The sequence below is a fragment of the Acidobacterium sp. FHG110202_01 genome, assembly GCF_059115305.1.
The window spans coordinates 288873-312066 of the sequence record NZ_JBZYWJ010000009.1 but is presented as its reverse complement, the minus strand read 5'-3'; the positions used below and the strand labels follow the sequence as shown (position 1 = coordinate 312066).

Below are 23194 nucleotides of genomic sequence, written 5' to 3'. Positions count from 1 at the left end.
GGCATGAGGTTTAGTACGGGCGTGGGCCGCCATGCATCAGATGGTTGACGCCAACCTGGTAGCCTCGACGGAAGCCCTGGCGATATGCGCGCCGGTCGCGAGGCGGGACACTGGGGCGACGGTACTCATCGCGGTTTTCCACGCTGGGTGGGCGATGGTTTTCAAAGTCGCGGTGAGCGCCGATGATGCCGTCATGAAAGCCCTGCCGCTCAACTCCCTGAAGCTCTCCCGGGGGTGCAGCCCATGGTTCCTGGCCCCAGCCTGGGGGCGGGGGGCCCTGCAACGCATGCGTTGGGGTGACGGAAAGCAGCATTCCCATAGCTAACCCTGCAACGGAAAGTCCTTTAACAATTCTGTTCATATGTTTTCTCCAGTACAACGCTTCATTGAAACCCCATGTAGGATGGTTAGGTTTCGGTGGATGTTGTATTGTGGAGAACCTCTTCTCCTCAGGCAGGATTTTCTTTCTTTATTTTTAATCGGTTACGGGAGGTCTTTGTCAGTTCATCAGGTTTATTATTTATAATTATTGTTTTTTCAATTATTTACATTGAGTTTTGAATCTTAAACTTTAGCTGCGAGCAAAGACTGCTTCTTCCACTTCGCCTGTAAATATGCCCGCACCGGCTTGTCATACGTCACCATCACCACGCACGCAAACGCCACCATCAGTATTGCCCCGAACACGACAGCTGGCGCCAGCCCTTGCGTCGCCAGTTTGTGTTTAACGGCAAAGTCTCCCCAAATCCAGATCACTGAGTAATGAGTCATATGCAGCGGATACGACAGGTCTCCCGAAAACCGGCACAGTCGCTCCGCCCGCGGCGATACTGCCGCTCCCGCTCCTAATGCCACGAGCAGCGGAAAATACACCACAATTACCGCTGCCTCCCGTACCCATCCTCCCCGCGCATATGGCATTACCAGCGCGAGCACCAGCAGTATGCTCAACGCGCCAAAGCCCAGCCGTGTCCGCAGCCGCCATCCCATCCTGTACACCAGAAGCCCTGCCATAAACGAGAACGCCACCCGCGCCCCGCCATCCCAGAAGTTCCGCGTGCTCCAACCGCCTGGCAAGTTCCCGGCATGGTACCCGGTCCAGCACAGCAGTACGGCGGCTGCTACCGTCAGCCCCGCCAATATTCCGCGCTTCACGCGGTACAGCGCCAGACCAAACACGACATTGGCCACGTATTCCCAAAACAACGACCAGGCTGGCGCGTTAAGGCTGAACAGGTTCTGCCCCCGTTCCTTCATTACCCCATACGGAATCATCAGGAGCGACGTCGCAACTATCAGAGCCATCTTTCCCGGCCCATACCCCGGCGTCACTCCAAACGGATTTACATAGAACGCAATCAGCCCCAGCAGTGTCCCCAGCACCACTAGCGGATGCAAGCGGATCAACCGGGCCTTCAGGAACTTTGCCAGTCCCATCTTGGCCAAACGATCGTTGTACGCATACCCCATCACAAAACCGGAGAGGCAAAAGAAGAAGTCCACCGCCAGAAAGCCATGCCCGATCCACAGCTTGCTGTAATTCCAGATGACCATTTCCATAAAGTGGAAGATCACTACGCCCACCGCAGCCACGCCGCGCAGCCCATCCAGAACTATGAAATGAGGCTTTGTGCTGCCCACTTCTGCCGTTTCTATTGCCACTCCCGAACCCCTCCACTGGCCGTCGTTATTCCGGCTTATATGAAGAGTAATGTAACGAACTGGCGGAGATTCCGGCAGCCGGCATTGATTCACCGCGCTTTTTTTACCGTTTGAAGTATTCCAGTCGATCGGTGTAGGGTTCTGCGCTAGAGTGGGTAACAAAGGTGAAGTTCCAGCCGCGATCGTGCTTCTTGATGTCCTGGTAGGTCTGAAAGAAATTTTGTGGATCGTGAACCGTATATTCACCGGCATCGGGATCAAAAAACCTCAGCGTATTACCACGGCTTTTATACAAACCGACCATATGTCTGGCATAGTCGCCATCATCTGTCTTTATTCTCATTTCTACTGTTACAGCCTGGCCGCGTTTTAACCTGGCCGCCGCATTTGTAAGAGCCTGGTGAAATTCGATCTGCCTGCCCAGATCAAATGCATCCTGCGAATTGATATCCGGGTTGAGAATGCCCTCCCCCGGATTACCCGATGCGGGCTTCAGCCCGAGACGGCGTTGCGTCGTTGTCTTTGCCAATTGGTTATTTTCAGTGGCGGCTTTACCATCCAGATAGCTGGCTTGAGCATCTTTTGCGGTAAGGATGGTATTCTGCTCACGCTTTTCTGGGCTCATCCCTTCCGTTGCTGCGGACTCGGCGTCAGCGTCCTTAGGAAATTTCTGCTCTTTCCGCTTTTCCCAGGAGCGGAGGCGAAAGCGTGAGGTGGAGTTGGTTGTCTGAAGCCGGTCCGCGACCCAGGAAAGGGTGAGGTTCTGGCAAATACCTCCTTTGGCAGGGTTATTAATGTCATGAAACTTGCTATCGGGAAGATAGATCCCTGCTTTCCCAAAGTCAGTTTGAGTCAGGCCATTGCCGGACAGGTGATCACGCTGCCGGTAATAGAACTGCCTTTGGCCGTACGGGCTCAGCCGGCCATAGTCGGCTAAATTGGTTGCCTGCGCGGCTTGTGGGGGAACAGACTGGGCAGGGTTTGGGTCAGTGGTGGGATTGTGGGGCGCTGCTTGTTGCGTCGATTCATTCTGCGCCGGAGCTGAGGAATCAGCGATTGATTCGTTCTCAGCCGAATCGTCAAACTGCAGGCTCTCCAGGGAAGGGTGAATAGGGGATGATGACATAGTCGTGCTTGAGGAACGCCTCCTGCAGCAACAACACGGTTATGCTGAGAAAATTTCATTCATCATTTTGCGTGGTTTCGTGCTGGTTCTGACAAAAAGACCCCAGGTTAGCTGCGCTTCGCTCCGCGAACCCATTCGACTTCGCTCCGGGCAGGCTCTGGGGCACCCGCTCTGGCGGCTACAGAGGCTAAAAGCAGGTCCTTCGGCTTCGCCTCAGGATGACAACTTTGTGGGTGGTGCAAAATACGTTCTTGATTGCTAGATGATCCAGCCGCCGCCTACTACTTCGTTGCCGTCGTAAAAGACTGCGGACTGGCCGGGGGTGACGGCCCGCTGCGGCTCGTCGAAAGTGGCAAGAACTTCGCCGGCTCCGGACATTTCGATGGTGGCCCAGGCGGGCTCGTGGCGGTGGCGAATCTTGGCCTTGACACGCATGGGCGCGTCGAGCGAGGGGATGGAAATCCAATTGAGGTCGCGGGCGCGGAGCATGCTGATGGTCGTCTCGGACTCGCTGCCTACGGTGACCTGATGCGAGGCGTTGTCAATCTGGATGACGTAGAGCGGCGTAGGCGAGGAGACGCCGAGGCCCTTGCGCTGTCCTACGGTGAAGTTGTGGATGCCCTGGTGGTGGCCAATCACTTCTCCGGATGTGGACACCAGCTCGCCTGCTGTGTCCGGCATTTCTTCGCCCTGCTCGTCGAGATAGGCGTCAATGAAGCGCTTGTAGTCGCCGCCGGGGATGAAGCATATCTCCTGCGAGTCGGGCTTGGCCGCGAGGGCCAGGTCGTGCCGGCGGGCGATCTCGCGGACTTCGGGCTTGGTGTAGCTGCCCAAAGGGAAAAGCGTGCGCGCGAGCTGGTCCTGAGTCAGGCCAAACAAGAAATAAGTCTGGTCTTTTGAAGTATCGGCGGGGCGCTTCAGTATCCAGCGGTTGCGCGCGGGGTCGTACTCGTTGCGCGCATAGTGGCCGGTGGCGATGCGGTCGGCGCCGATCTGGCGGGCGCGGATGAGCAGCTGGTCGAACTTGAGGTAGTTGTTGCAGAGCGAGCAGGGAATGGGCGTGCGTCCGGCGAGATACTCGGAGACGAAGGGGCGGACAACCTGCCGCTCGAAGCGGTCCTGCTCATTGAGCAGGTAGTAGGGAATGTCGAGAGCTTCGGCGACACGGCGGGCGTCGTAGACATCGTCAATGGAACAGCAGCGGCCCTGCACCTGCTCGGGCATGCCCTCCTTGCCGGCGAGACGGCGCTGGTTCCAGAGCTGCAGCGTCAGGCCGATGAGGTCGTAGCCCTCGTCCTTGAGCATGGCGGCGACGGTCGAGGAGTCGACTCCGCCGGACATGGCTACGGCTACCGTGTTGTTGAAAGTGATGGACATGAGCGTAAATCCCAGGGTCTTTCAAGACCTGGGGCACCCTTTTAGTATCTCATTTTTCTTTTTCTCCACGTTTCATTTGCAGTGCATACGGGCATAAACCATTCCCAATAAACACATAAAAAAGACAGACCGCCTGGCGACGGTCTGTCCAAGATGAGAGGGTTTCGGAACGCACTAGGTTGTCGTATTTTCTAGGATTGCTTTTGCGGCTTTGCGGATCACCTCGATGACTACATCCGGCTTGGAGAGCATGGGAACGTGGCTGCTTTCCACCTCAACCACGGTTGCCCCCATGCGCTTTGAGACCCACCGCTGGAGATCGGGATGCACGGTGTGATCTTTCGTAGCCAGGACATACCAGCTCGGCTTGGTCTTCCACGGGGTGCTCTTGATCTTTTGTTGTTTGAATAGGTCGGCGACAGGCGGGAAATGGGTGGCCCAGACGAGTTTCTGCTCTTGCTCGGAAAGGTCCCCGCAGAAAAACTCAGTCCCGCTCGGAAGCATCCAGGCGCATCCATCCGCGACCTCGACGCGAGAAAAGATATCCGAGGGATACTTATCGAGTTGGTCCTGTACCGTCTCGCCGACATCCGGGGCAACTGCTGCAATGTAGACGAGGCCGGCCACGCGATCATCGACTCCCGCAGCGGTAATGGTGGCGCCGCCGTAGGAATGCCCGACGAGGAGGACGGGGCTGCCAACGCGGTTGAGCGTGCGCTTTACCGTAGCCACGTCCTCTTCGAACGACTCCATGCCGTATTGAGCCGCAATGACCTCGTGGCCGTCCGACTGCAATGCGGGAATGACCTTGCTGAAGCACGAGCCATCGGCCCAAATGCCATGGCAGAACACGATGGTTGGTTTGCGTTGTGATGACATACTGATACTCCTGAGATTTGGATTTCGGACAACACGAGCGTTATCCGTTGGCTATAGGTTCCTCCGCACCGGGCGCTTGCACAAATACTTTGAATGCTTTAGTTATGCTTATGAAGCATAGATGGAGGGCGAGATGGAACTGCGTCATCTCCGGTATTTCATTGCCGTCGCCGAGGAAGGCAGCCTTCTGCACGCGGCTGAGCGGCGCCTCCATACGGCACAGCCTTCGCTGAGCCGCCAGATTCGCGATCTCGAACTGGAGCTAGGCGTGAAGCTGCTGGAGCGAAAACCGCGGGGCATTGAGCTCACTGCGGCTGGACGGGTATTTCTCGATCATGCACGGCTGGCGCTGATGCAGATAGAGGTAGCGTGCGAAGCTGCACGAAACACGGAGCGACCTCATAAACCGGGTTTTGGACTGGGTTTCTTGCCGGGACAGGAAGTGATCTGGTTGTCAGGGGCGTTGAGAATCCTGCGTGAGGAGGCGCCTGATGTCGACGTTACGATCACGACGAAATCCTCACCCGAACTCGCAAATGCATTGATGCAGGGGGAGATCGATGTGGCTCTGCTGAGGCGCGAGACGCGGACCGCTGGGCTGGACTTCAAATTCCTAGTCAAGGAGCCTCTGGTCGTGGTCCTCCCTTCTCGCCACCGCCTGGCTCGGCACAAGGCAATCCGGCCTGAGGACATCTGTCGCGAGGACTTCATCAGCACAGCACGTGCCGCGCCCGTGCTCAAGACCGTGATCGAGGAGTACGCGGCGAAGATTGGCATCAAACTGAAGCAGATCTACGATGCCGAAACTCTATCCGGCGGAATGTCGCTGGTGGCATCCACAGGCGGCTTCACATTATTGCCAATCTATGTGCAGAATGCGCTGATTCCTTCGGTAGTCGCCCGGCCATTGCACGGCGAGGTTCCGACCATCGATCTCGTAATGGGATACAACAAGTCGAATACCTCTCCGTTGCTCAAGAAATTTTTGCTGCGGGCGGATGAGGTGGCCGCTCTTGGACCTCGTGTACAAAGAAGCTCGCTCCGTACAAACAAAGGCCTTAACCGAAACCCGTAGGACTGAGACGGCGTTGAGATGGCAAAGAAGGAATCATAGAATCGTCTCGGACCGTCCTGATTCGGTGCTCAGATATTCTGTGTTATGATGAAGTTACGCTCAGTGATTTGGTTGTGAGCCGTTCTCGCCCTCCAAAGCAAGACCGCCTGGCACGTAATTTCCCAAGCCCCTACAGCGTAGCCGCTCCGTGATGGAGTGGGTCCATGTTCGCAATGTGCGGCATGTGAGAGGCAGCGTCCGGCAGAACCTTGTGTCGAGCAGTAACTTCGATCTCGACCACTTGATTTGATTCACTCGGGTTTTCCCTTACGCAAACACTTTGATTCATCGGGACAGCGAAACTGTATCCCGGATGAACCGACATATACCGGCGGTGTACCTATTCGTATGCTGAGCCGGACTTTAAAGGACAAATGAACCAATTTTCAGATTTCAATCTTTCGCCGGCGCTGAAGACGCGCCTGGCGGCAGCAAATTTTGTTACGCCCACGCCGGTGCAGGCGCAGGCGATTCCTCCGGCGCTTGAAGGCAAAGACGTACTGGCCACAGCGCAGACAGGCACAGGCAAGACGCTCAGCTTTCTGATTCCGATCATCGAGCGGCTGCAGCAGTCGCAGAACAAGGATGCGAAGGCGCTGATCCTTCTTCCTACGCGCGAGCTGGCGATGCAGGTGGAGCAGGGCTTCCGCAGGATTGCGGGCGGCTCGAACCTGCATGTTGCGCTGGTTGTAGGCGGCATGAATGAAGGGCCGCAGTTGCAGGCGATCCGCCGCGGAGCGCGCCTGATTGTGGCGACCCCGGGACGCCTCGAAGACTACCTGAAGCGCGGGCTGGTGAAGCTTAACCAGGTGGAGATGCTTGTGCTGGATGAAGTGGACCGGATGCTCGATATGGGCTTCAAGCCCGCGATCCGGCGCATTGCGGAGAGCATTCCTCAGAAGCGGCAGACGCTTTGCTACTCGGCGACGCTCGATGCGCAGATCAAAGAAGTGGTGCGCGCATACTTGAAGGATCCTGTGCGGATCGAGATCGGGTCGGTGCTGAAACCTTCAGAGAATGTGGAACTGCAGGCATTCGAGGTGGAGCAGGAAAAGAAGCTCGAACTGCTCGAGCACCTTCTGGGATCGCAGAAGGGAAGCTTCCTGGTCTTCGTCCGCACGAAACATGGAGCAGACCGCATTGCGAAGAGGCTGTCGCGCTCAGGATGGGCAGCGACGCAGATTCACGGCGATCGTTCGCAGTCGCAGCGGAATTCCGCGCTGCGCAGCTTTGCCGACGGCAAGCATCGCGTGCTGGTCGCGACCGATGTGGCTGCTCGCGGCATCGATGTGTCACACGTTGCCCATGTGGTGAACTACGACATGCCGAAGGAAGCTGAAGACTTTGTGCATCGCGTAGGACGCACGGGACGCGCTTCCAGCCGCGGCGTGGCTTCGACGTTTGCCATTCCGGGAGAACGGAAAGACCTGCGCAAAATTGAGCGCGCTCTTTCTATCAATATGAAGCGCTTTCGGGTGAGAGGGCATTCCGGTTTGTCCGGCGCAGACGCTCAGGCGCAGTCCTGAATCTTCTCCTGCCCTGTCAGGTGGTTATCGATGCTTGAGAGCGGGTCATTGCTGTGCAATGATTCGCCTCCTCGACTTCGTTCAGAACGACGGTGCCTGGGGATAAGATTGCGGAGCATCCGTTGTTCTGGAGGTCTTAAGTTTTGCTTCAGTTGTTTTTAAGGCGTGCTTCAGGTCGTCTTTGTAGATTGATGCCACGAGGAGAATTTGCTATGAAGGCGATCATTGCAGTAACGGCAATCTGCGTCTTTGCATCAAGCAGCGCGGCAATTGCAGAGAAGCAGGTCAAGAAATCAGATATGCCTGCAGCTGTACAGAAGACGGCTGATGAGCAGAGCACGGGAGCGACGGTTCTCGGCTATGCCAAAGATGTCGAAAAGGGCAAGGTGGAATACGAAGTTGCATTGAAGGTCAATGGGCACTCGAAGGATGTGACCATGGATCAACAGGGGAATGTGACTGAAGTAGAGGAGCAGGTTGATATGGATTCGCTGCCAGCCAGTGTGCGTGACGGCCTGCAGAAGCGCTCCGGATCGGGCAGGATCACAAAGATCGAATCCTTGACGAAGCACGGCAGCATTGTCGCTTATGAAGCTCAAGTGATGACTGGCGGAAAGCATTCTGAGATTCAGATCGGGCCCGAAGGACAGAAACTGAATCACGAGGAGTGAGAGCCTTATAATCGCGTGGTTCTTGCTTGTTGTAGCTATCGATGCGAAAAGTCCTTGTTGCTTTCGCGACAACTTGCACGAATCCTGAGACGCTGCTTAGGGCAGACTTTCAAGTTCGTGCGGGCTCCTTCGGCATGCTCTTCAACTCAGCGCTCTGCGCTTCGCTCAGGATGACAACCTGATATTAACCGTTACAACCTGATCCACCGTTACTGGTGGGGGCGCTGTTCCGGGCCGATGGCTGGTGGCGGAGGCACGGATGCAAGCACCGTTGTGGCTTCTTCCTTCAGCTCGGGCAGGGGACCCTCCAGGGCCAGTTGCAGCACTTCGTCCATCGAGTCAACGAAGTGGAGCTTCATGACGTTCTTGAGGTTCTCAGGAAGATCGGCCAGGTCCTTTTCGTTGTCGCGGGGCAGGATAGCTTCGAAGATTCCGGCGCGGTGGGCCGCGAGCAGTTTTTCCTTGAGGCCGCCGATGGCGAGCACCTTGCCGCGCAGGGTGATTTCGCCGGTCATGGCTATGTCGCGGCGGACGGGGATCTTTGCCAGCGCGCTGGCCAGGGCTGTGGCCATGGTGATGCCGGCCGAGGGGCCGTCCTTGGGGATAGCGCCTTCAGGGACGTGGATGTGGATGTCGATGTTGCGGTAGAAATCGCGCGGCAGGCCGAGGTGCAGGGCGCGGCTGCGGACGTAGGAGAGCGCAGCCTGGGCTGATTCCTGCATGACGTCGCCGAGCTGACCAGTGAGGGTGAGCTTGCCTTTGCCGTCAAGGATCTGGACTTCAGCGGGCAGGATGCTGCCGCCGACTTCGGTCCATGCCAGGCCGGTGACCAGACCGACCTCACTCTTCTCGTGCACCTGCGAGTCGCGGAACTTAGGAACGCCGAGGAATTCGGAGATGTTCGCGGCGGTGATCTCTTCCTTGTGCTTGGCTCCGGACTTGACGACGCGGCGCGCGACCTTGCGGCAGACATTGCCGATTTCGCGCTCGAGATTGCGGACGCCGGCTTCGCGCGTGTAGCTGCGGATGATTTCGATGATGGCGTCGTCGGAGAAGACGATGTTCTTGTCGGTCAGGCCCGTGTTGTCGCGCTGCTTCTTGAGCAGGTACTGCTTGGCGATTTCGAGTTTTTCCGCTTCCGTGTAGCCGTGCAGGCGCAGGATTTCCATGCGGTCCTGGAGTGGCGCGGGGATGGTGTGCAGCACGTTTGCTGTCGCGACGAAGAGGACTTCGGAAAGATCGTATTCGACGTCGAGGTAGTGATCCTGGAAGCTGGAGTTCTGCTCGGGGTCGAGCACTTCAAGCAAAGCCGATGCCGGATCGCCGCGGAAATCGGAGGCCATCTTATCGACTTCATCGAGCATGAAGACCGGGTTTTTGGTTCCGGCTTTCTTCATCGACTGGATGATCTGCCCGGGCAGCGCGCCGATGTAGGTGCGGCGGTGGCCGCGGATTTCAGCTTCGTCGCGCACGCCGCCAAGCGACATGCGGACGAACTTGCGGCCTGTGGCTTTGGCGATGGACATGCCCAGCGAGGTTTTGCCGACGCCCGGAGGTCCGACGAAGCAGAGGATGGAGCCTTTGGGATTCTTGACCAGCTGGCGCACGGCGAGAAATTCAAGAATGCGCTCCTTGATTTTCTCGAGGCCGTAGTGGTCTTCGTTCAGGACTTTTTCCGCGCGATCGATGGAGCGTGTTTCCTTCGACTTCTTCTTCCACGGCACGGCCAGGAGCCAGTCAAGGTAATTGCGCGAGACTGTCGACTCAGCCGACATGGGCGGCATGGCTTCGAGCTTCTTGAGCTCCTGAATGGCCTTGTCGAAAACGTCTTTGGGCATGCCGGCGGTTTCGATCTTCTTTTTCAGGTCGTCGAACTCGCTTTTTTCGCCGCGCCCCAGCTCCTTCTGGATGGCCTTGATCTTTTCGTTGAGGTAATACTCTTTCTGCGCGCGCTCCATCTGGCGCTTGACACGCGACTGGATGCTGCGCTCCATGTTGAGCTTTTCGATTTCGATGTCGAGCACGTCGGCGATGCGGAGAAGGCGCTCGGCGGGATCGAAAATCTCCAGCAGTTCCTGCTTCTCGGGAATTTCGAGCTGGAGGTTGGCAGCGATGGTGTCGGCGAGCTTGCCGGGCTCATCAGTGCGCACGGCGGCGATCATGGTCTCGTAGTTGAGAGACTGCTGCAGCTTGACGTACTGCTCGAAGAGGGAAGTGACGCGCTGGGTGAGCTGCTCGACGTTGGATGAAATTTCAAGGTCTGCCCTGCTGGTGCGGATGGTGGCGACGAAAAAGCCATCGGCATCATTGAGCTCGACTGCCTTGGCGCGCTCGATGCCTTCGACGAGGACCTTGATGTTGCCGTCGGGCATCTTGACGCTCTGCACGATGTTGCCGATAGTGCCGACCGAAAAGATGTCGTCGGCCTTGGGTTCATCGATGCGCGCGTCGTGCTGCGTGGCGAGGAAAATCTTGCGGTCGCCGGTGAGAGCCTCTTCCAGGGCGCGGACGCTGGTCTCGCGGCCGACGACGAAGGGCGTCATCATGTAGGGGAAGATCACCATATCCCGAATGGGCATCATGGGGAGCTTGCGCATGTCGCTGCGGAGATCGCTTTTCTCTCGGGTTTCTTTCGGCTGGGTCACGGTGTCCCTTTCGCTTCTTTCCCTTATTAGATGAACTGTAACTCATTCCGGCGCAGAAGAGCGAGGGCAGGGGAAGTGGAAATACAAATACTGCACCATAGAGAACACGGAGGTCACAGGGAGGATGCCTGCAACCTCTTTCTTTTATTTATCCTGCTTTCTTTTTATCCAGCTTTTTCGAGCAATGTAATCGAGAGATCGCGCTTCTTGACCATTTCGGCTGTGATCTCGAGTTCCTTGATTTTCTTATTGCTGGGAAGGTGATACATGAGGTCGAGCATCAACTCTTCAAGGATCATGCGCAGGCCGCGCGCGCCGACTTTGCGATGCAGCGCTTCCTGGGCAATGGCGCGGGTTGCGTCTTCAGTGAAGAGCAGGTGGACGCCTTCGTATTCAAAGAGTTTCTGATACTGCTTGAGGATGGCATTGCGCGGCTTGGTGAGAATTTCAACCAGTGCTGCTTCATCGAGCTCATCGAGAATACCGATGACAGGCAAACGTCCAACGAACTCGGGGATGAGTCCGAACTTGATCAGGTCTTGCGGCTCGGCCTGGCGCAGCAGCTCGGCGTCGCGCGTAGGGCGAATAGCTCCGGTTTCTGTCTGCTCGGTTTCTGTAAGAGCTTTGAAGCCAAGGGCCTTCTTGCCGACGCGGCGTCCGACGACGCGCTCGAGTCCGACAAATGCGCCGCCGCAGATGAAGAGGATGTTGGTGGTGTCGACCGGAGTGAATTCCTGGTGCGGGTGCTTGCGCCCGCCCTGCGGTGGAACATTGGCGACAGTCCCTTCGAGAATCTTGAGCAGCGCTTGCTGCACGCCTTCGCCGGAGACATCGCGGGTGATAGACGGGTTCTCGTCCTTGCGGCCGATCTTGTCGATTTCGTCGATATAGATGATACCGGTCTGTGCGCGGGCCACGTCGCCGTCGGCGGCCTGCAGCAGTTTCAGGATAATGTTCTCGACGTCTTCACCCACGTAACCGGCTTCGGTGAGCGTGGTTGCGTCCACGATGGCGAAGGGAACATCGAGCATCTTGGCCAGCGTGTGGGCGAGCAGAGTTTTTCCGCTGCCTGTGGGGCCGACGAGTAGGATGTTCGACTTGGTGAGCTCGACATCATTCCCGCGCACGCGGTTCATCTGGATGCGCTTGTAGTGGTTGTATACGGCGACAGCGAGTTTCTTCTTGGTCTGGTCCTGACCGATGACAAATTCATCGAGGAAAGCGCGGACTTCGAGCGGCTTGGGCAGATGCGCGGGAGGCGTGCCTGCCTGGGCTTCGTTGCGGTCGTCTTCAAGAATGGAATTGCAGACGGCGACGCACTCGTCGCAGATGTACGCGCGCGGGTAATCGCTTGGCGAGGAGATCAGTTTTGCTACGGCGTCCTGCGATTTGTGGCAGAACGAGCAGCGGAGAGCATCGTCAGGTCCCGAGCGCGTTTTCATCCATTACTCCAAACTAGTCTGCTGCTGCGGCTTTGAGCTTGGTGGTGTCCGGAACCTGTCCGGACACCTCATCGACAATGCCGTATTCTTTTGCCTGCAGGGCGTTCATGATAAAGTCGCGCTCTACGTCGCGCTCAATTCTGTCGAGCGACTGGCTGGTGTGCTTCGACATCAGGTTATTGGTGATTTCGCGGATGCGCAGGATTTCGCGCGCGTGAATATCAATGTCTGTAGCCTGACCGGAGAGGCCGCCCATGGACGGCTGGTGGATCAGGATACGCGAGTTGGGCAGAGCGAAGCGCTTGCCCTTGGTCCCCGACATGAGGAGAAATGCTCCCATGCTGGCCGCCTGTCCGATGCAGTAAGTAACCACATCGTTCTTTATGTATTGCATTGTGTCATAAATGGCGAGCCCTGCGGTAATGGAGCCACCCGGGGAGTTAATGTACAACTGGATATCCTTCTCCGGATCTTCGGCGGAGAGAAAGAGCATCTGGGCGATGACGAGATTGGCAATCTGGTCGTCAATCGGCGTGCCGAGGAAGATGATGTTGTCGCGAAGCAGACGGGAATAGATGTCGTAGGCGCGCTCGCCCCGATTCGTCTGCTCAATCACCATGGGTACCAAAGCCATGCTTTTCTCACTCCCTTGTGTACTACCAGCAAGCCAGAGAGACCGCCGTCTTTCCGGCCTCCGGGTCAGATTCATTGCGCCTATGAGGCAAGCTTTTCGTAAAGCAGGCTGCCTGTTTTTTCTCTGCGGATTTGTTCACGAATTCTAGCGATACTGCCATCGTCCGTCAAACGGCGGCGCAGCGTATCAAGCGGCTCACGCATTTGCAGCGAGAGCAGTTCGAGTTCGCGATCCACTTCCGCATCCGAAACCTCAACCTTTTCTTCGTCCGCAATACGGTCGAGCAGCAGCGAGCCTTTCACTTCGTTCAGGGCCGAATCGCGCTGCGCGTCACGCAAGCGGTGAAAGTCGAGTTTCCGCATATCTTCTGTACTCATTCCCTGAGAAGCAAGAGCGCGGAGGCCGCGATCGAGGCGCGCATCCACCTGCTGCTGTACGAGCGATTCTGGAACAGGGAACTGATATTTGGCAATCAGCGCTTCGACGATTTTATCTTTGGCTTCTGATTCGAGCCTGCGCTTCTTGTCGTTTGCGAGGTGTTCCCTCAACTTCTGCTTGAAGTCTTCAATGTTGTCGTATTCGCCGAGCTCCTTGGCAAAATCGTCGTTCAGCTCGGGCTGGATCTTTTTCTTGATGCCCTTGATTTCGACTTCATAGGAAATGGTCTTGCCCGCCAAACGACGCTCGCCGAAGTCTCCGGGGTAGGCGACTTCAAACTTGAGCTCCTGTCCGGGCTTTGATCCGCGCAGGGCTTCGTTAAATGCCGGCAGGGTGTTCTGTCCGCCGACTTCGACCTGCACATCATCGCCGGTGATGGGCTGCTGCGCAGCTTCTGCGTTCTCGGCTTCGCCCTGTATCTCGCCACGGAAGGTGATCTGTGCCCAGTCACCATCGACGAGTTCGCGATCTTCGCTGACCGGCTCCATGGTGGAGCGCGAATCACGGATGCGCTCGAGCTCGGCGTCGAACTCGGCGTCGGTTACTTCCGTGTTGGGTTTTTCAACATGGATGCTTTGATAGCCTTCGACGGAAATCTCAGGCAACACTTCAAAAACAGCCTTGAACTTGAGCGGCTGGCCGTCTTCGAGATGCAGGTCGGTGACCTGCGGCTGCGAGATCGGCTTGAGGCCTGCCTTGTCGATGGCTTCGCGGAAATGCGTAGGCAGCACGCTTTCGACTACGTCCTGACGGAGCGAATCGGAGAAGCGGTTGCGGATGACGGACTCGGGAACCTTGCCGGCGCGGAAGCCGGGAATGCGCGCCTGCTTCTGATAGCGCTTGGTGACGGTGCGGAATGCCTGCGATACTTCGTCGGCGGGAACTTCGACTTCGACTTCGCGGGTGCACTCGGGGTTCAGGCTGGGGGCATGCTCGTGATGCTCGTGGTCGTGGCCCTGCTCAGCTGCTGTTTCGGGGGTGGTCTCGATGGTCTCTGTTGAACTCAACGTAATGCCTTCCAAATATCTTCGTTGCGCTGCATGGGAAAAGGCGGGGTTTTCGGGGGTGGATCACGCCTGGAATGCAGAAGCGAACGGTCTCTTACTATGGTACCGCAACTATGCGTCAGGCGCTGACCGGTCGAAGGCCGCTGCGAGTCCTGGGGTGATGGGAATTGTTACTTTAGTAGGCTGCTCCGCGAATTGTGGCTGAATCAGCGTTTTCAAGAGGTCAAGGAAGATGGAATAAGTTTTGTCCGCGAGCGTTATTACCGTGCCAGAGAATTCACATTGGTAAGACCGTAAGAGGAGCAACATGCCATTCATCGACACTTCTTTCAACAACGCTAACCACTATGAGGCAGACGCATCGTCGTCCAGTCCAGCATCCGGAACAAGCGACTACTTTGATGCGGAATCGCATGGTTATAGAGAAACACCTCCTCCGTCACCCACGCCCGGCAGCAGCCATAATCCGCTTAACCCACAATCCAGTTCCGGTGCGGGAGAGCAGGAAACTGGAGATACTGCAGCTTTTCTGAGTAACTTTGGGAACGATGTCATGTCGACCGGGGTTCCGCAAACTCCAGTTGAAGATGACAGAGCATCTCTAAGTTCACTGGGATCGGACGGGATAGGAATAGGATTTGCACCGCCTCCAGTGCTGGCAAAATCCGGGAATCCGTCAAAGGATGTTCCAAACCTGACATCTGATGAGCTTCGCCAGGCAATCGAAGAGCATCATGGCACGGACGAGTGGAAAGGCAATTTTGAACCTTACCTAACATCCCGCCAAAAGGATGAAGTTAAAAGATATGTAGGTAATGTGGATGAGGAGTTAGGGATAAAGGATCCGAGGAGTAGGCCATCCCAGCAAAATAATGAGAGGCGTGCTGCCCTAAACAGTCAACCTGTACCTGTTGCAGTATCAAACGCCGCATCCGCACCTGCTGTAACAGCGAACAGCCAATCTGCACCCGCGCCTGCTGCAGCACCAAACAGCGGAAACAGAGGGCCCAATAAGCTTCGAAAGCCCAAACCCGACTATACCGAATACAACCGATTAGCAGGAACCCCGGATCCGAGTCAGAACCGCCATCAGCGGTCGGTGGCACTTATAGCTGCCAAGCGCAAAGCTGAAGGTTCGTTGACGCCGAATTTAGACGCACGTCTAAAGTATTGGACAAACGAGTCTCCCAAGTTGATTAAAGACCTCGTTAAACCTGGCAAGCGAAAGCCAGATCCAAACACCTAAAATTTCCGGTGTATGCGTTGCCGGCCGGGGAGATGCGGCGTGCCGGTCTTACATTTCGCCGGGCAGGGGCTTGCGGACGTGGGTCACGAAGCGTGGGTGGGCGGCGCCGTGAAGCTGGAAGTTATTTCGCGCTGCGGCCAGGCTCAGGTCGCCATTGACGGTGCCGCGGACTACGTCGGCATCGCTGTCGTCTTGGCCGTCATCCTGCCACCAGCAGACGGGACATAATCCTAGAGAATTCGGAAGATCGAGAGTTTTAAAACCGCAGCAGAGGCAACGCACATGCGTAAGTGATTCCATAAACGATCAGACGGCATTTTAGTTTTTGAGTTGCGGAGGAATTGTCGGGAAATGTTGCGTGCGGGCGTGATTTAGGAGCTGCCCCAGGTTACTTTCGATTGTGCTCAGCGACCTGGGGCTTGGGCTTACTTCGAGGCAGAGGGGACGAAGAGGGCCAGCTTGCATTTCCAGGTTACGGACTGGCCTGGTTTCAGCGTGATCATTCCGGTGTCGATGCCGTGCCATTCCTTGCCCCAGGGGTCGCCGAAGTTGAACTGCTCTTCGATGGCGGTGAACTGCTTCTCAGGCGGAGCGTAGACCTGTACCGTTTTGATCTCGGGTGATTCGCCGATGATGTGAATGCCATACTGCGAGGCCGGATCGGTGAGGTCGACGACGACGTTTCCATTGGTGCGCTTCAGGTGCGCGAAGTTGTCATCGAGAAACATGTCGTTGAGCGGCACGCCGTCGGGCGCATTGAAGTCATACTTCGTTCCCTTGACGGGGAGAAGTTTTCCGGTGGGGAAGACGTCGTCATAGTTGTTGACTTCAGCAAGCTGGTCTGCGGGGACATGGATGCGCGCCTGCTTGCGGTCGCCGCTGGGGATGGCGAAGTAGGGATGCCATCCGATGGAGAGCGGCTCAGGATCGCTGCCGATGTTCTTGGCTGTGATGGTGGCTTCAACCGCGTCGCCGCTGAGAGAGATGGTGAAATTGAGGTCGGTCTGCGAAGGCCAGTAGCCGCCGAAGTTGCCGGCATGGATGATGCCGGTGATGGTCTGCCCGTCGGGAGTGTCCTGCACCTGGACGTTGTCAGTCTTGTCGGTGAGGATCAGTCCGTGGATGGCATGCTTTTCCGCACCTGGTTTCTTGCCGGAAAAGTTTGCAGGCAGAGTGATGGGCTTGCCGTTCCATGCGGTGGCGATGGTCTGGCCGTCGGAGGAGATGGTGCCGCGGATGCGGTTGGGATAGGGGACCAGAAATGCGCCGCCGAAGGAGAAGCTGGCGTTTCCATTCTGATCGGCGCCGCTCCCGGTGAGCTTCTGGGCTGCTTCATCGAGCGACGGCGAAGCGAGCACCTGGATTTCGCCTTTGCCCGGAATGTTGGCAGTGATCTGGAAGAGATTCATGCCGCGGCCGGGAAAAATGGTTGCGGTGAGGAACTCCGGTTTAGCGCCGTTTGCGGTGGCTTTGCGCTGGAGCTTGACGATATCCTGTCCGCCAATTTGCGTGACAGCAGCGGGTTTAGGCGCCGCGGTACTTTCCTGTTGCGGAGGAGGCGCGGGCTTGTTGCATCCGGCAAAAGGAAGGAAGAGCGCAGCAGCTGCTATCGCGAGCAAATGGCGTTCGTAACGAACAGACATGGTGTCGAGACCTCGTGATTGGTGCGGGATAGGAAACGTTTGCTTTACAAGCGCACCTATTCTACGCGATTGAGACGGGAAGTAGAATCAAGCTGTGCCCCTGAAACAAATGTCCCAGAAAGATGCCCTGGCTGCTCTGAATGCGCGCATCGTCAGCTGCAATCTCTGTACGCGCCTGAGAGCGCATTCGACCAGTGTCGCTGAAAAGAAGCGGCGCGCATATCTCGACTGGGAATATTGGGGACGTCCGGTGCCATCATTTGGCGATCCGCAGGGGCGGGTGATGCTGCTGGGGCTTGCTCCGGGCGCACATGGCTCGAACCGCACGGGGCGTCCATTTACGGGCGATGGCTCGGGGGATTTTCTTTATCCTGTGCTCTACGATGCCGGATTTGCTTCGCAGCCGCATTCTGTTTCGAGGGATGACGGCATGAAGCTCCACGATGCGTGGATCACGAGTGTGGCGCGGTGCGCTCCTCCAGGAAACAAGCCGCTGCCGGAGGAGCTGGAGAATTGCGCTCCGTTTCTCGATGAGGAAATTGCCGCACACAAGCGGCTGCGAGTGGTGGTGTGCCTGGGCAAGATTGCCTTTGATGGATTTGTGGCGCATCTGCTGCGCACGGGGCAGATTGAGAAGCGCGGCGCGCTGCAGTTCGGGCATGGCGTGGAGTACAAGCTTCCGGATGGACGATGGCTGCTCGGGAGTTATCACCCTTCGCTGCAGAACACGAATACCGGCAAGCTGACCCGGGCTATGTTTCTGAAGGTTTTTCAGCGGGCCCGGGTTCTGGCTGGGCTGTAGATGGCCTCAAAAGTTGAAAAACATCCCAACGCTGTCATCCTGAGCCCTTCGGCTGCGCTCAGGGCAGGCTCCGCGAAGAACCTGCTTTAGCATCGGTAGCCAAGAAAGCGGGTGCCCCAGGTTCGCGCAGCTAACCTGGGATAGGTTTATCCCGGCCCAAAACACCGCAAGCAGACGCAAGCTTTACTACGAAGACTGAAGCCCTCGCCGACCGATGCGAAAAGCAGGTCCTTCGACTGCGCGCTACGCTCAGGATGACAATTCATTTAGTTAACCTGCACTACGCTGGCTGTTCTTCCAGCTCCGCCAGCGATTCTGCATAGGGGGCGCGCAGCACTCCGCGTTCTGTAATGATGGCGGTTACATATTTTGCCGGGGTTACGTCGAAGGCCGGGTTCTCGATGCCGACGCCGTGCGGAGTGAGCTGCTTTCCCGCGTGGTGCGTGACCTCAGTGGCGGCGCGCTGCTCAATGGGAATCTGGTCGCCGGTGGCGGTGGCGAGGTCGATAGTCGACCACGGAGCGGCCACGTAGAAGGGAATACCATGCTCCTTGGCGAGGATGGCAACGTTATAGGTGCCGATTTTGTTGGCGACGTCTCCGTTTGCGGCGATGCGGTCTGCGCCTACCACGACTGCGCGAATCTTGCCCTGGCGCATGAGGCTGGCGGCCATGTTGTCGCAGATGACGGTGGTGGGAATGCCGTCGTGCATCAGCTCCCATGCGGTCAGGCGCGCGCCCTGCAGGAACGGGCGGGTTTCATCGGCGTAGACGTGGATGCCGTGTCCGCGCTCGACGGCGGCGCGAATGACTCCGAGGGCGGTGCCGTAGCCGCAGGTAGCCAGCGCTCCGGCATTGCAGTGGGTGAGTACTCCTCCATCCTGAGGCAATAGCTCTGCGCCGTTTGCGCCCATGGTTTTGCAGGCGGCGATGTCTTCGTTGTACATGAGCTGCGCTTCTTTGATGAGGGCTTCGGAGATGGCCTGGTGCGTGATGTCCGGCTGCGCGACGAGGGCGGAGAAGCGCTCGCGCATGCGGTCGATGGCCCAGAAGAGATTGACAGCCGTGGGGCGCGTGGCGGCGAGGGTCTTCGCGATGGTCTCGAACTCTTCTTTCAGCGCTTCGATGTTTGCGGCTTTGCTCTGCTTGACGCCGAGTGCGACTCCCATGGCAGCGGAAACGCCGATGGCCGGAGCACCGCGCACCACCATGGTGGTGATGACGTCGGCTACCTGCTGGTAGCTGGTGGCGAGCACGTAGGTTTCTTCGAGAGGCAGCCTGGTTTGATCGAGAAAGCGGACGCCTTCTTCAGTCCATTCGAGAGTGGGGATCATGTTGAAAGTTTACAGGGTACAGGGCATTCGGAGATTACTTGGAGATTACTTAAGGATTGACAGGACTGAGAAAAATCTTGATACACTCGCGCCATTCGATGCAGAACATGGAAGGAAATTTTAATGAGAACAATTGCATTTTTTATGTCGTGCGCCTTGGTTACCGCAGCAGCTTTTGCTCAAGACAAACCGAGAGCGTACATCACAGATAGTAATTCTTGGGAAGTTCGAAGCGCCGCTGGGGGATCATCAGATGCATTTGCAGGTTCAAGTGCAGGCGGAGCAAGGCCGCAAACTGCAGAAATAATAAAGACGTTTAGCCAACGTTGCCCCGATGTTGTAATTAATAATCGTGCGAATGCCAGCGATTACGTTGTGGAACTTGATCATGAAGGTGGCAAAGGGTTACTAGCGCATAAAGACAAAATCGTGGTTTTTGTGCGGACTAGTGGGGACTCCATATTCAGCAAGTCAACTTTATCTGTTGGTGGTTCAGTCCAGAGCGCTTGCGAAGCTATTACCAAGCATTGGAGCGAGCACGCTGCCGAATTGAAAACTGCTGCGACAAATGTATCAGGAGCAACTGTCTCGCCGACTTCGGCCATTACAACCAATGGTGTTAAGACTGGGGTGAACATTGCCTCAAATCCATCTGGTGCAGATATTGAAGTGGATGGCAACTACGTCGGCAACACACCATCCTCCGTCCAACTTGGGGATGGTGACCATGAAATTGTAGTCAAAAAGAAGGAGTTTCAGAACTGGTCAAGGAAGATCAAGGTAAGCGGTGGAGCAATAAATATCAATGCAGATTTGGACCCTGTTTCAGCAGCTTCTACGAATAACTAATGATCGTTTATTTAGTTCCTGATCCCTGGGCGCTGCACCCTGTTCCTCAGCCACTTGGCTGCGCCCAGTAAAAACAGGAGAAAGCCGAAGGGGAGGCACATCATAGCGACGATGAGCGCGATCCAGCCGGAATTGGTGTGCGGGCCCTGGGGGCCGATTCCGCCGAAGACGAATTTGGTCAGCACCGCAGCGAGGATGCCGGCGGCGAGTGTCCAGCCGCCGGATTGGAGGAGCTGGCGCGTGCCGTCGTTGGGCATGGGCGGCGTGGGCTCTCGATCCTCGATGGATTGCGAGAGTGGCAGGCGCTCCGGCGATGATTCAGACACAGACTGCATGCGGTTCCTTAGTGCCATGCGGCCAGCATGGCATACACGATAACTCCTGTTACTGAGACGTACAGCCAGATGGGATAGGTATAGCGCGCAATTTTTTTATGCTGCGGGAAGCGGCCCGAGAGCGAGAAGAAAAACGTGATCAGCACCATGGGCAGCGCGACGACGGACAGCAGCACGTGGCTGATGAGCAGCGCGAGATAGATGGTCCGCGCGGAGCCGTGGCCAGGGAAGCGCATTTCGCCGTGCAGGGCGTGATTGGTGATGTAGCTCACCAGGAACAGCGATGAGAAGACGAACGCCGTGATCATGGACGCGCGGTGCGCCGGGATGTTGCGCTTCCTGATGTAAGAAAAGCCGATGATCAGGGCCACGGCGCTCATCGCGTTAAAGAGGGCATTCAGAGCGGGGAGGAAGAGCAGGCGGGTTGCGTAGTCCTGCGATGGAGGATGAATGTAGACGAGCCACAACAGGAAAAGCGTGGCGACGACGCTGATTGTGATGATGGCGGCGATGGGTGCTCGGCTTGTTGCTGTGGCTTGCATTTTCCCTCAATTTATAGATAAAGAAGTTCCTTCACTCCGTTCAGGATGACAGCAGTGGGGAAATCATGCTGACGGTTTGTTGGTTCTGCGGTTGACGATGGCCCAGGATGCAGTGAAAGTCAGCGCACAGAAGGCGATGGTGATGCCCAGGTTCGTAGAGAGCGAAAACTCTGTTGCCTGCGCGGGAAAGAGCGCGCCACGCAGGGCTTCGACACCGTAGGTCAGCGGGTTCAGACGCATCAGAATGCGCAGCCAGCCGGATGCTCCGCCGGCGGGGAAGAGAGCGCCGGAGAGCATCCATAGCGGCAGCAGGAGCAGGTTCACGATGGCATGAAAGGCCTGCGGCGAATCCATGGGCCAGGCGATGGCGAAGCCAAGGGCGGTCAGCTCGAAGCTGATGAGCACGATGGCGACGACGCTGATGGCGATGGCTGCGAGGTTTGGATGCACTCCGATAAGCGGCGTGAAGACGAGAAAGACGATTCCCTGAATGGCGGCGAGGGTTGCGCCTCCCAAAACTTTTCCTAATACGATGGCGGAGCGGCTTACGGGCGCGGCCAGAACAGAGAGCAGAAAGCCTTCGTTGCGGTCCTGAATGAGGGACATCATGCTGAAGATCGCGGTGAAGAGCACGATCATCACGACTGCTCCGGGAAAAAAGTAGCCGAGGTATTGATCGGATGTGTTGCTGCTGCGAAAGCTGTGGGCGAATCCGGAGCCGAGCACGAACCAGAAGAGCAGAGGCGAAGCGATGACACCAACGACGCGCGCTTTCTGGCGGTAGAAGCGGACGATTTCGCGCTCCCACAGCGTGTAGGCGGCGGTCCAGATGTTTGCATTTCGCGAAGGTAGGATGCGCGGAGCGGTTGCAGCAACGGTAGCCATTTAAGCTTGGTCCTTTATGTGGCCCATTTCTGCTTGATTTTTCTCAGTCCAGAAACGATGGCCGGTGCGCTGGATGAAGACATCTTCGAGGCTGGGCTTGGCAACGGAGACACCTTCGACGAGTCCGGGAAAGGCTTCGACTACGTCGGTCAGGAATTTATGTCCGTGCTCGCGCTCGAGGCGGACGGTGTTGCCGAGCACGGTGGACGCGACGATGAAGCGATTCGCGATTTTTGCAGACAACTCCTGTGCGGCAGATTCGCTTGCGGCTTCAAAGAGCACCACGTCGCCGCCGATCTGAGACTTCAACTCGGAGGGTGATCCGAGCGCGACGAGTTTGCCTTCATTGAGGATGGCCAGGCGGTCGCAGTGCTCGGCTTCTTCCATCAGATGTGTGGTGGCAAGCACGGTTACGCCTTCCTCATCGCGCAGCATGCGCAGATACTGCCAGAGGTCGTGGCGCGCTCCGGGATCAAGGCCGGTGGACGGCTCGTCGAGTAAGAGAACGGAGGGAGAGTGGATCAATCCTTTTGCGAGTTCCACGCGGCGCTGCATGCCTCCGGAGAGTGTTTCGATGGTATCTTTGGCGCGGTCAAGCAGAGCGACACGGGAAAGCACTTCGCGGATGCGGCGCTTGAGTTCCGAGCCCTGCAATCCGTAGAGGTGGCCCTGGTGCTTCAGATTTTCTGCGACGGTGAGCTTGATGTCGAGGCTGCGCGCCTGAAAGACAATGCCGATCTGCTGGCGGACCTTGTTGGGCTCGCGCGCAGCATCGAATCCCTGAAGCAGTGCGCGTCCGCTGGTGGGCACCATCAGGGTGGAGAGGATGCGGAAGAGCGTGGTTTTGCCGCTGCCGTTGGGGCCGAGGAGGCCAAAGATCTCCGCGGGGCGCACGTCAAAGGTCAGGTGATCGAGAGCCAGACGCTCGCCATAGTTATGCGTGAGATCGGCTAACGAGATAGGCGCAGGACCTGCTTTGCCATGTGCAGGTTCAATATTCAAAGAGGCAGAAACTGGAGTGACAGAGGACATAGGCAA

At 57.0% G+C, this 23194-nt stretch carries 22 protein-coding genes; 6 read left to right on the top strand and 16 right to left on the bottom strand.

Features of this window, described 5'->3' with window-relative positions; genetic code table 11:
• Positions 1-10: 10 nt before the first annotated feature.
• The 5 genes from AC5S16_RS19305 to AC5S16_RS19285 all read right to left on the bottom strand — a co-directional run bounded on the left by AC5S16_RS19305 (position 11) and on the right by AC5S16_RS19285 (position 5044).
• Positions 11-361: a hypothetical protein gene (locus AC5S16_RS19305; RefSeq protein ID WP_493931740.1), complete on the bottom strand. Its 351-nt coding sequence runs from the start codon at positions 359-361 to the stop codon at positions 11-13.
• A gap of 203 nt (positions 362-564) precedes the next feature.
• Entirely contained in the window at positions 565-1662 is a 1098-nt protein-coding gene (locus tag AC5S16_RS19300; RefSeq protein ID WP_493931739.1) for an acyltransferase family protein, read from the bottom strand.
• Between the two features lie 103 nt (positions 1663-1765).
• Positions 1766-2788, bottom strand: a complete 1023-nt coding sequence (locus AC5S16_RS19295; RefSeq protein WP_493931738.1) for a YopT-type cysteine protease domain-containing protein — start codon at positions 2786-2788, stop codon at positions 1766-1768.
• Between the two features lie 258 nt (positions 2789-3046).
• Entirely contained in the window at positions 3047-4165 is a 1119-nt protein-coding gene (gene mnmA, locus AC5S16_RS19290) for a tRNA 2-thiouridine(34) synthase MnmA (RefSeq protein WP_493931737.1), read from the bottom strand.
• A 174-nt stretch (positions 4166-4339) separates the two neighbouring features.
• Positions 4340-5044 (bottom strand): alpha/beta fold hydrolase, encoded by a 705-nt coding sequence (locus AC5S16_RS19285; protein ID WP_493931736.1) that lies wholly within the window; start codon positions 5042-5044, stop codon positions 4340-4342.
• 133 nt (positions 5045-5177) lie between these two features.
• On the opposite strand from AC5S16_RS19285, the gene AC5S16_RS19280 reads away from it, so the two are divergent.
• From AC5S16_RS19280 to AC5S16_RS19270, 3 genes are all read left to right on the top strand, one after another.
• The gene (locus AC5S16_RS19280; RefSeq protein WP_493931735.1) at positions 5178-6119 is read left to right on the top strand and encodes a LysR family transcriptional regulator; all 942 of its coding nucleotides are present in this window, start codon (positions 5178-5180) and stop codon (positions 6117-6119) included.
• A gap of 413 nt (positions 6120-6532) precedes the next feature.
• On the top strand, positions 6533-7684 hold the full coding sequence (locus AC5S16_RS19275) for a DEAD/DEAH box helicase (protein WP_493931734.1): 1152 nt from the start codon (positions 6533-6535) through the stop codon (positions 7682-7684).
• A 212-nt stretch (positions 7685-7896) separates the two neighbouring features.
• Positions 7897-8355: a hypothetical protein gene (locus AC5S16_RS19270; protein ID WP_493931733.1), complete on the top strand. Its 459-nt coding sequence runs from the start codon at positions 7897-7899 to the stop codon at positions 8353-8355.
• 209 nt (positions 8356-8564) lie between these two features.
• Here AC5S16_RS19270 and lon read toward each other — a convergent pair whose 3' ends face one another.
• From lon to tig, 4 genes are all read right to left on the bottom strand, one after another.
• On the bottom strand, positions 8565-10952 hold the full coding sequence (gene lon / locus AC5S16_RS19265; protein WP_493931789.1) for an endopeptidase La: 2388 nt from the start codon (positions 10950-10952) through the stop codon (positions 8565-8567).
• A 212-nt stretch (positions 10953-11164) separates the two neighbouring features.
• Complete coding sequence (gene clpX, locus AC5S16_RS19260) at positions 11165-12442, bottom strand: ATP-dependent Clp protease ATP-binding subunit ClpX (protein WP_493931732.1); 1278 nt, start codon at positions 12440-12442, stop codon at positions 11165-11167.
• 13 nt (positions 12443-12455) lie between these two features.
• Complete coding sequence (clpP, locus tag AC5S16_RS19255) at positions 12456-13151, bottom strand: ATP-dependent Clp endopeptidase proteolytic subunit ClpP (RefSeq protein ID WP_493931731.1); 696 nt, start codon at positions 13149-13151, stop codon at positions 12456-12458.
• Between the two features lie 5 nt (positions 13152-13156).
• Positions 13157-14521 (bottom strand): trigger factor, encoded by a 1365-nt coding sequence (gene tig, locus AC5S16_RS19250; protein WP_493931730.1) that lies wholly within the window; start codon positions 14519-14521, stop codon positions 13157-13159.
• Positions 14522-14828: 307 nt separating this feature from the next.
• On the opposite strand from tig, the gene AC5S16_RS19245 reads away from it, so the two are divergent.
• Entirely contained in the window at positions 14829-15767 is a 939-nt protein-coding gene (locus tag AC5S16_RS19245; RefSeq protein ID WP_493931729.1) for a hypothetical protein, read from the top strand.
• A 48-nt stretch (positions 15768-15815) separates the two neighbouring features.
• Here the strand turns inward: AC5S16_RS19245 and AC5S16_RS19240 are convergent, their stop codons facing one another.
• The gene (locus AC5S16_RS19240) at positions 15816-16067 is read right to left on the bottom strand and encodes a CPCC family cysteine-rich protein (protein WP_493931728.1); all 252 of its coding nucleotides are present in this window, start codon (positions 16065-16067) and stop codon (positions 15816-15818) included.
• A gap of 125 nt (positions 16068-16192) precedes the next feature.
• The gene (locus AC5S16_RS19235) at positions 16193-17410 is read right to left on the bottom strand and encodes an aldose 1-epimerase (RefSeq protein ID WP_493931727.1); all 1218 of its coding nucleotides are present in this window, start codon (positions 17408-17410) and stop codon (positions 16193-16195) included.
• Between the two features lie 109 nt (positions 17411-17519).
• Between AC5S16_RS19235 and AC5S16_RS19230 the strand changes: the two genes are divergently transcribed.
• Positions 17520-18212 (top strand): uracil-DNA glycosylase, encoded by a 693-nt coding sequence (locus AC5S16_RS19230; protein WP_493931726.1) that lies wholly within the window; start codon positions 17520-17522, stop codon positions 18210-18212.
• 280 nt (positions 18213-18492) lie between these two features.
• Here AC5S16_RS19230 and mtnA read toward each other — a convergent pair whose 3' ends face one another.
• Positions 18493-19545, bottom strand: coding sequence for an S-methyl-5-thioribose-1-phosphate isomerase (mtnA, locus tag AC5S16_RS19225; protein ID WP_493931725.1), 1053 nt, complete (start codon positions 19543-19545; stop codon positions 18493-18495).
• A gap of 123 nt (positions 19546-19668) precedes the next feature.
• Between mtnA and AC5S16_RS19220 the strand changes: the two genes are divergently transcribed.
• Positions 19669-20394 (top strand): PEGA domain-containing protein, encoded by a 726-nt coding sequence (locus tag AC5S16_RS19220; RefSeq protein ID WP_493931724.1) that lies wholly within the window; start codon positions 19669-19671, stop codon positions 20392-20394.
• An 11-nt stretch (positions 20395-20405) separates the two neighbouring features.
• Here the strand turns inward: AC5S16_RS19220 and AC5S16_RS19215 are convergent, their stop codons facing one another.
• From AC5S16_RS19215 to AC5S16_RS19200, 4 genes are all read right to left on the bottom strand, one after another.
• A complete protein-coding gene (locus tag AC5S16_RS19215; RefSeq protein ID WP_493931723.1) occupies positions 20406-20729 on the bottom strand; it encodes a hypothetical protein in 324 nt (107 codons plus the stop codon).
• An 8-nt stretch (positions 20730-20737) separates the two neighbouring features.
• The gene (locus tag AC5S16_RS19210; protein ID WP_493931722.1) at positions 20738-21271 is read right to left on the bottom strand and encodes a DUF420 domain-containing protein; all 534 of its coding nucleotides are present in this window, start codon (positions 21269-21271) and stop codon (positions 20738-20740) included.
• Between the two features lie 63 nt (positions 21272-21334).
• Positions 21335-22156: an ABC transporter permease gene (locus tag AC5S16_RS19205; RefSeq protein ID WP_493931721.1), complete on the bottom strand. Its 822-nt coding sequence runs from the start codon at positions 22154-22156 to the stop codon at positions 21335-21337.
• On the bottom strand, positions 22157-23188 hold the full coding sequence (locus tag AC5S16_RS19200; RefSeq protein WP_493931720.1) for an ABC transporter ATP-binding protein: 1032 nt from the start codon (positions 23186-23188) through the stop codon (positions 22157-22159).
• Positions 23189-23194: the final 6 nt, after the last annotated feature.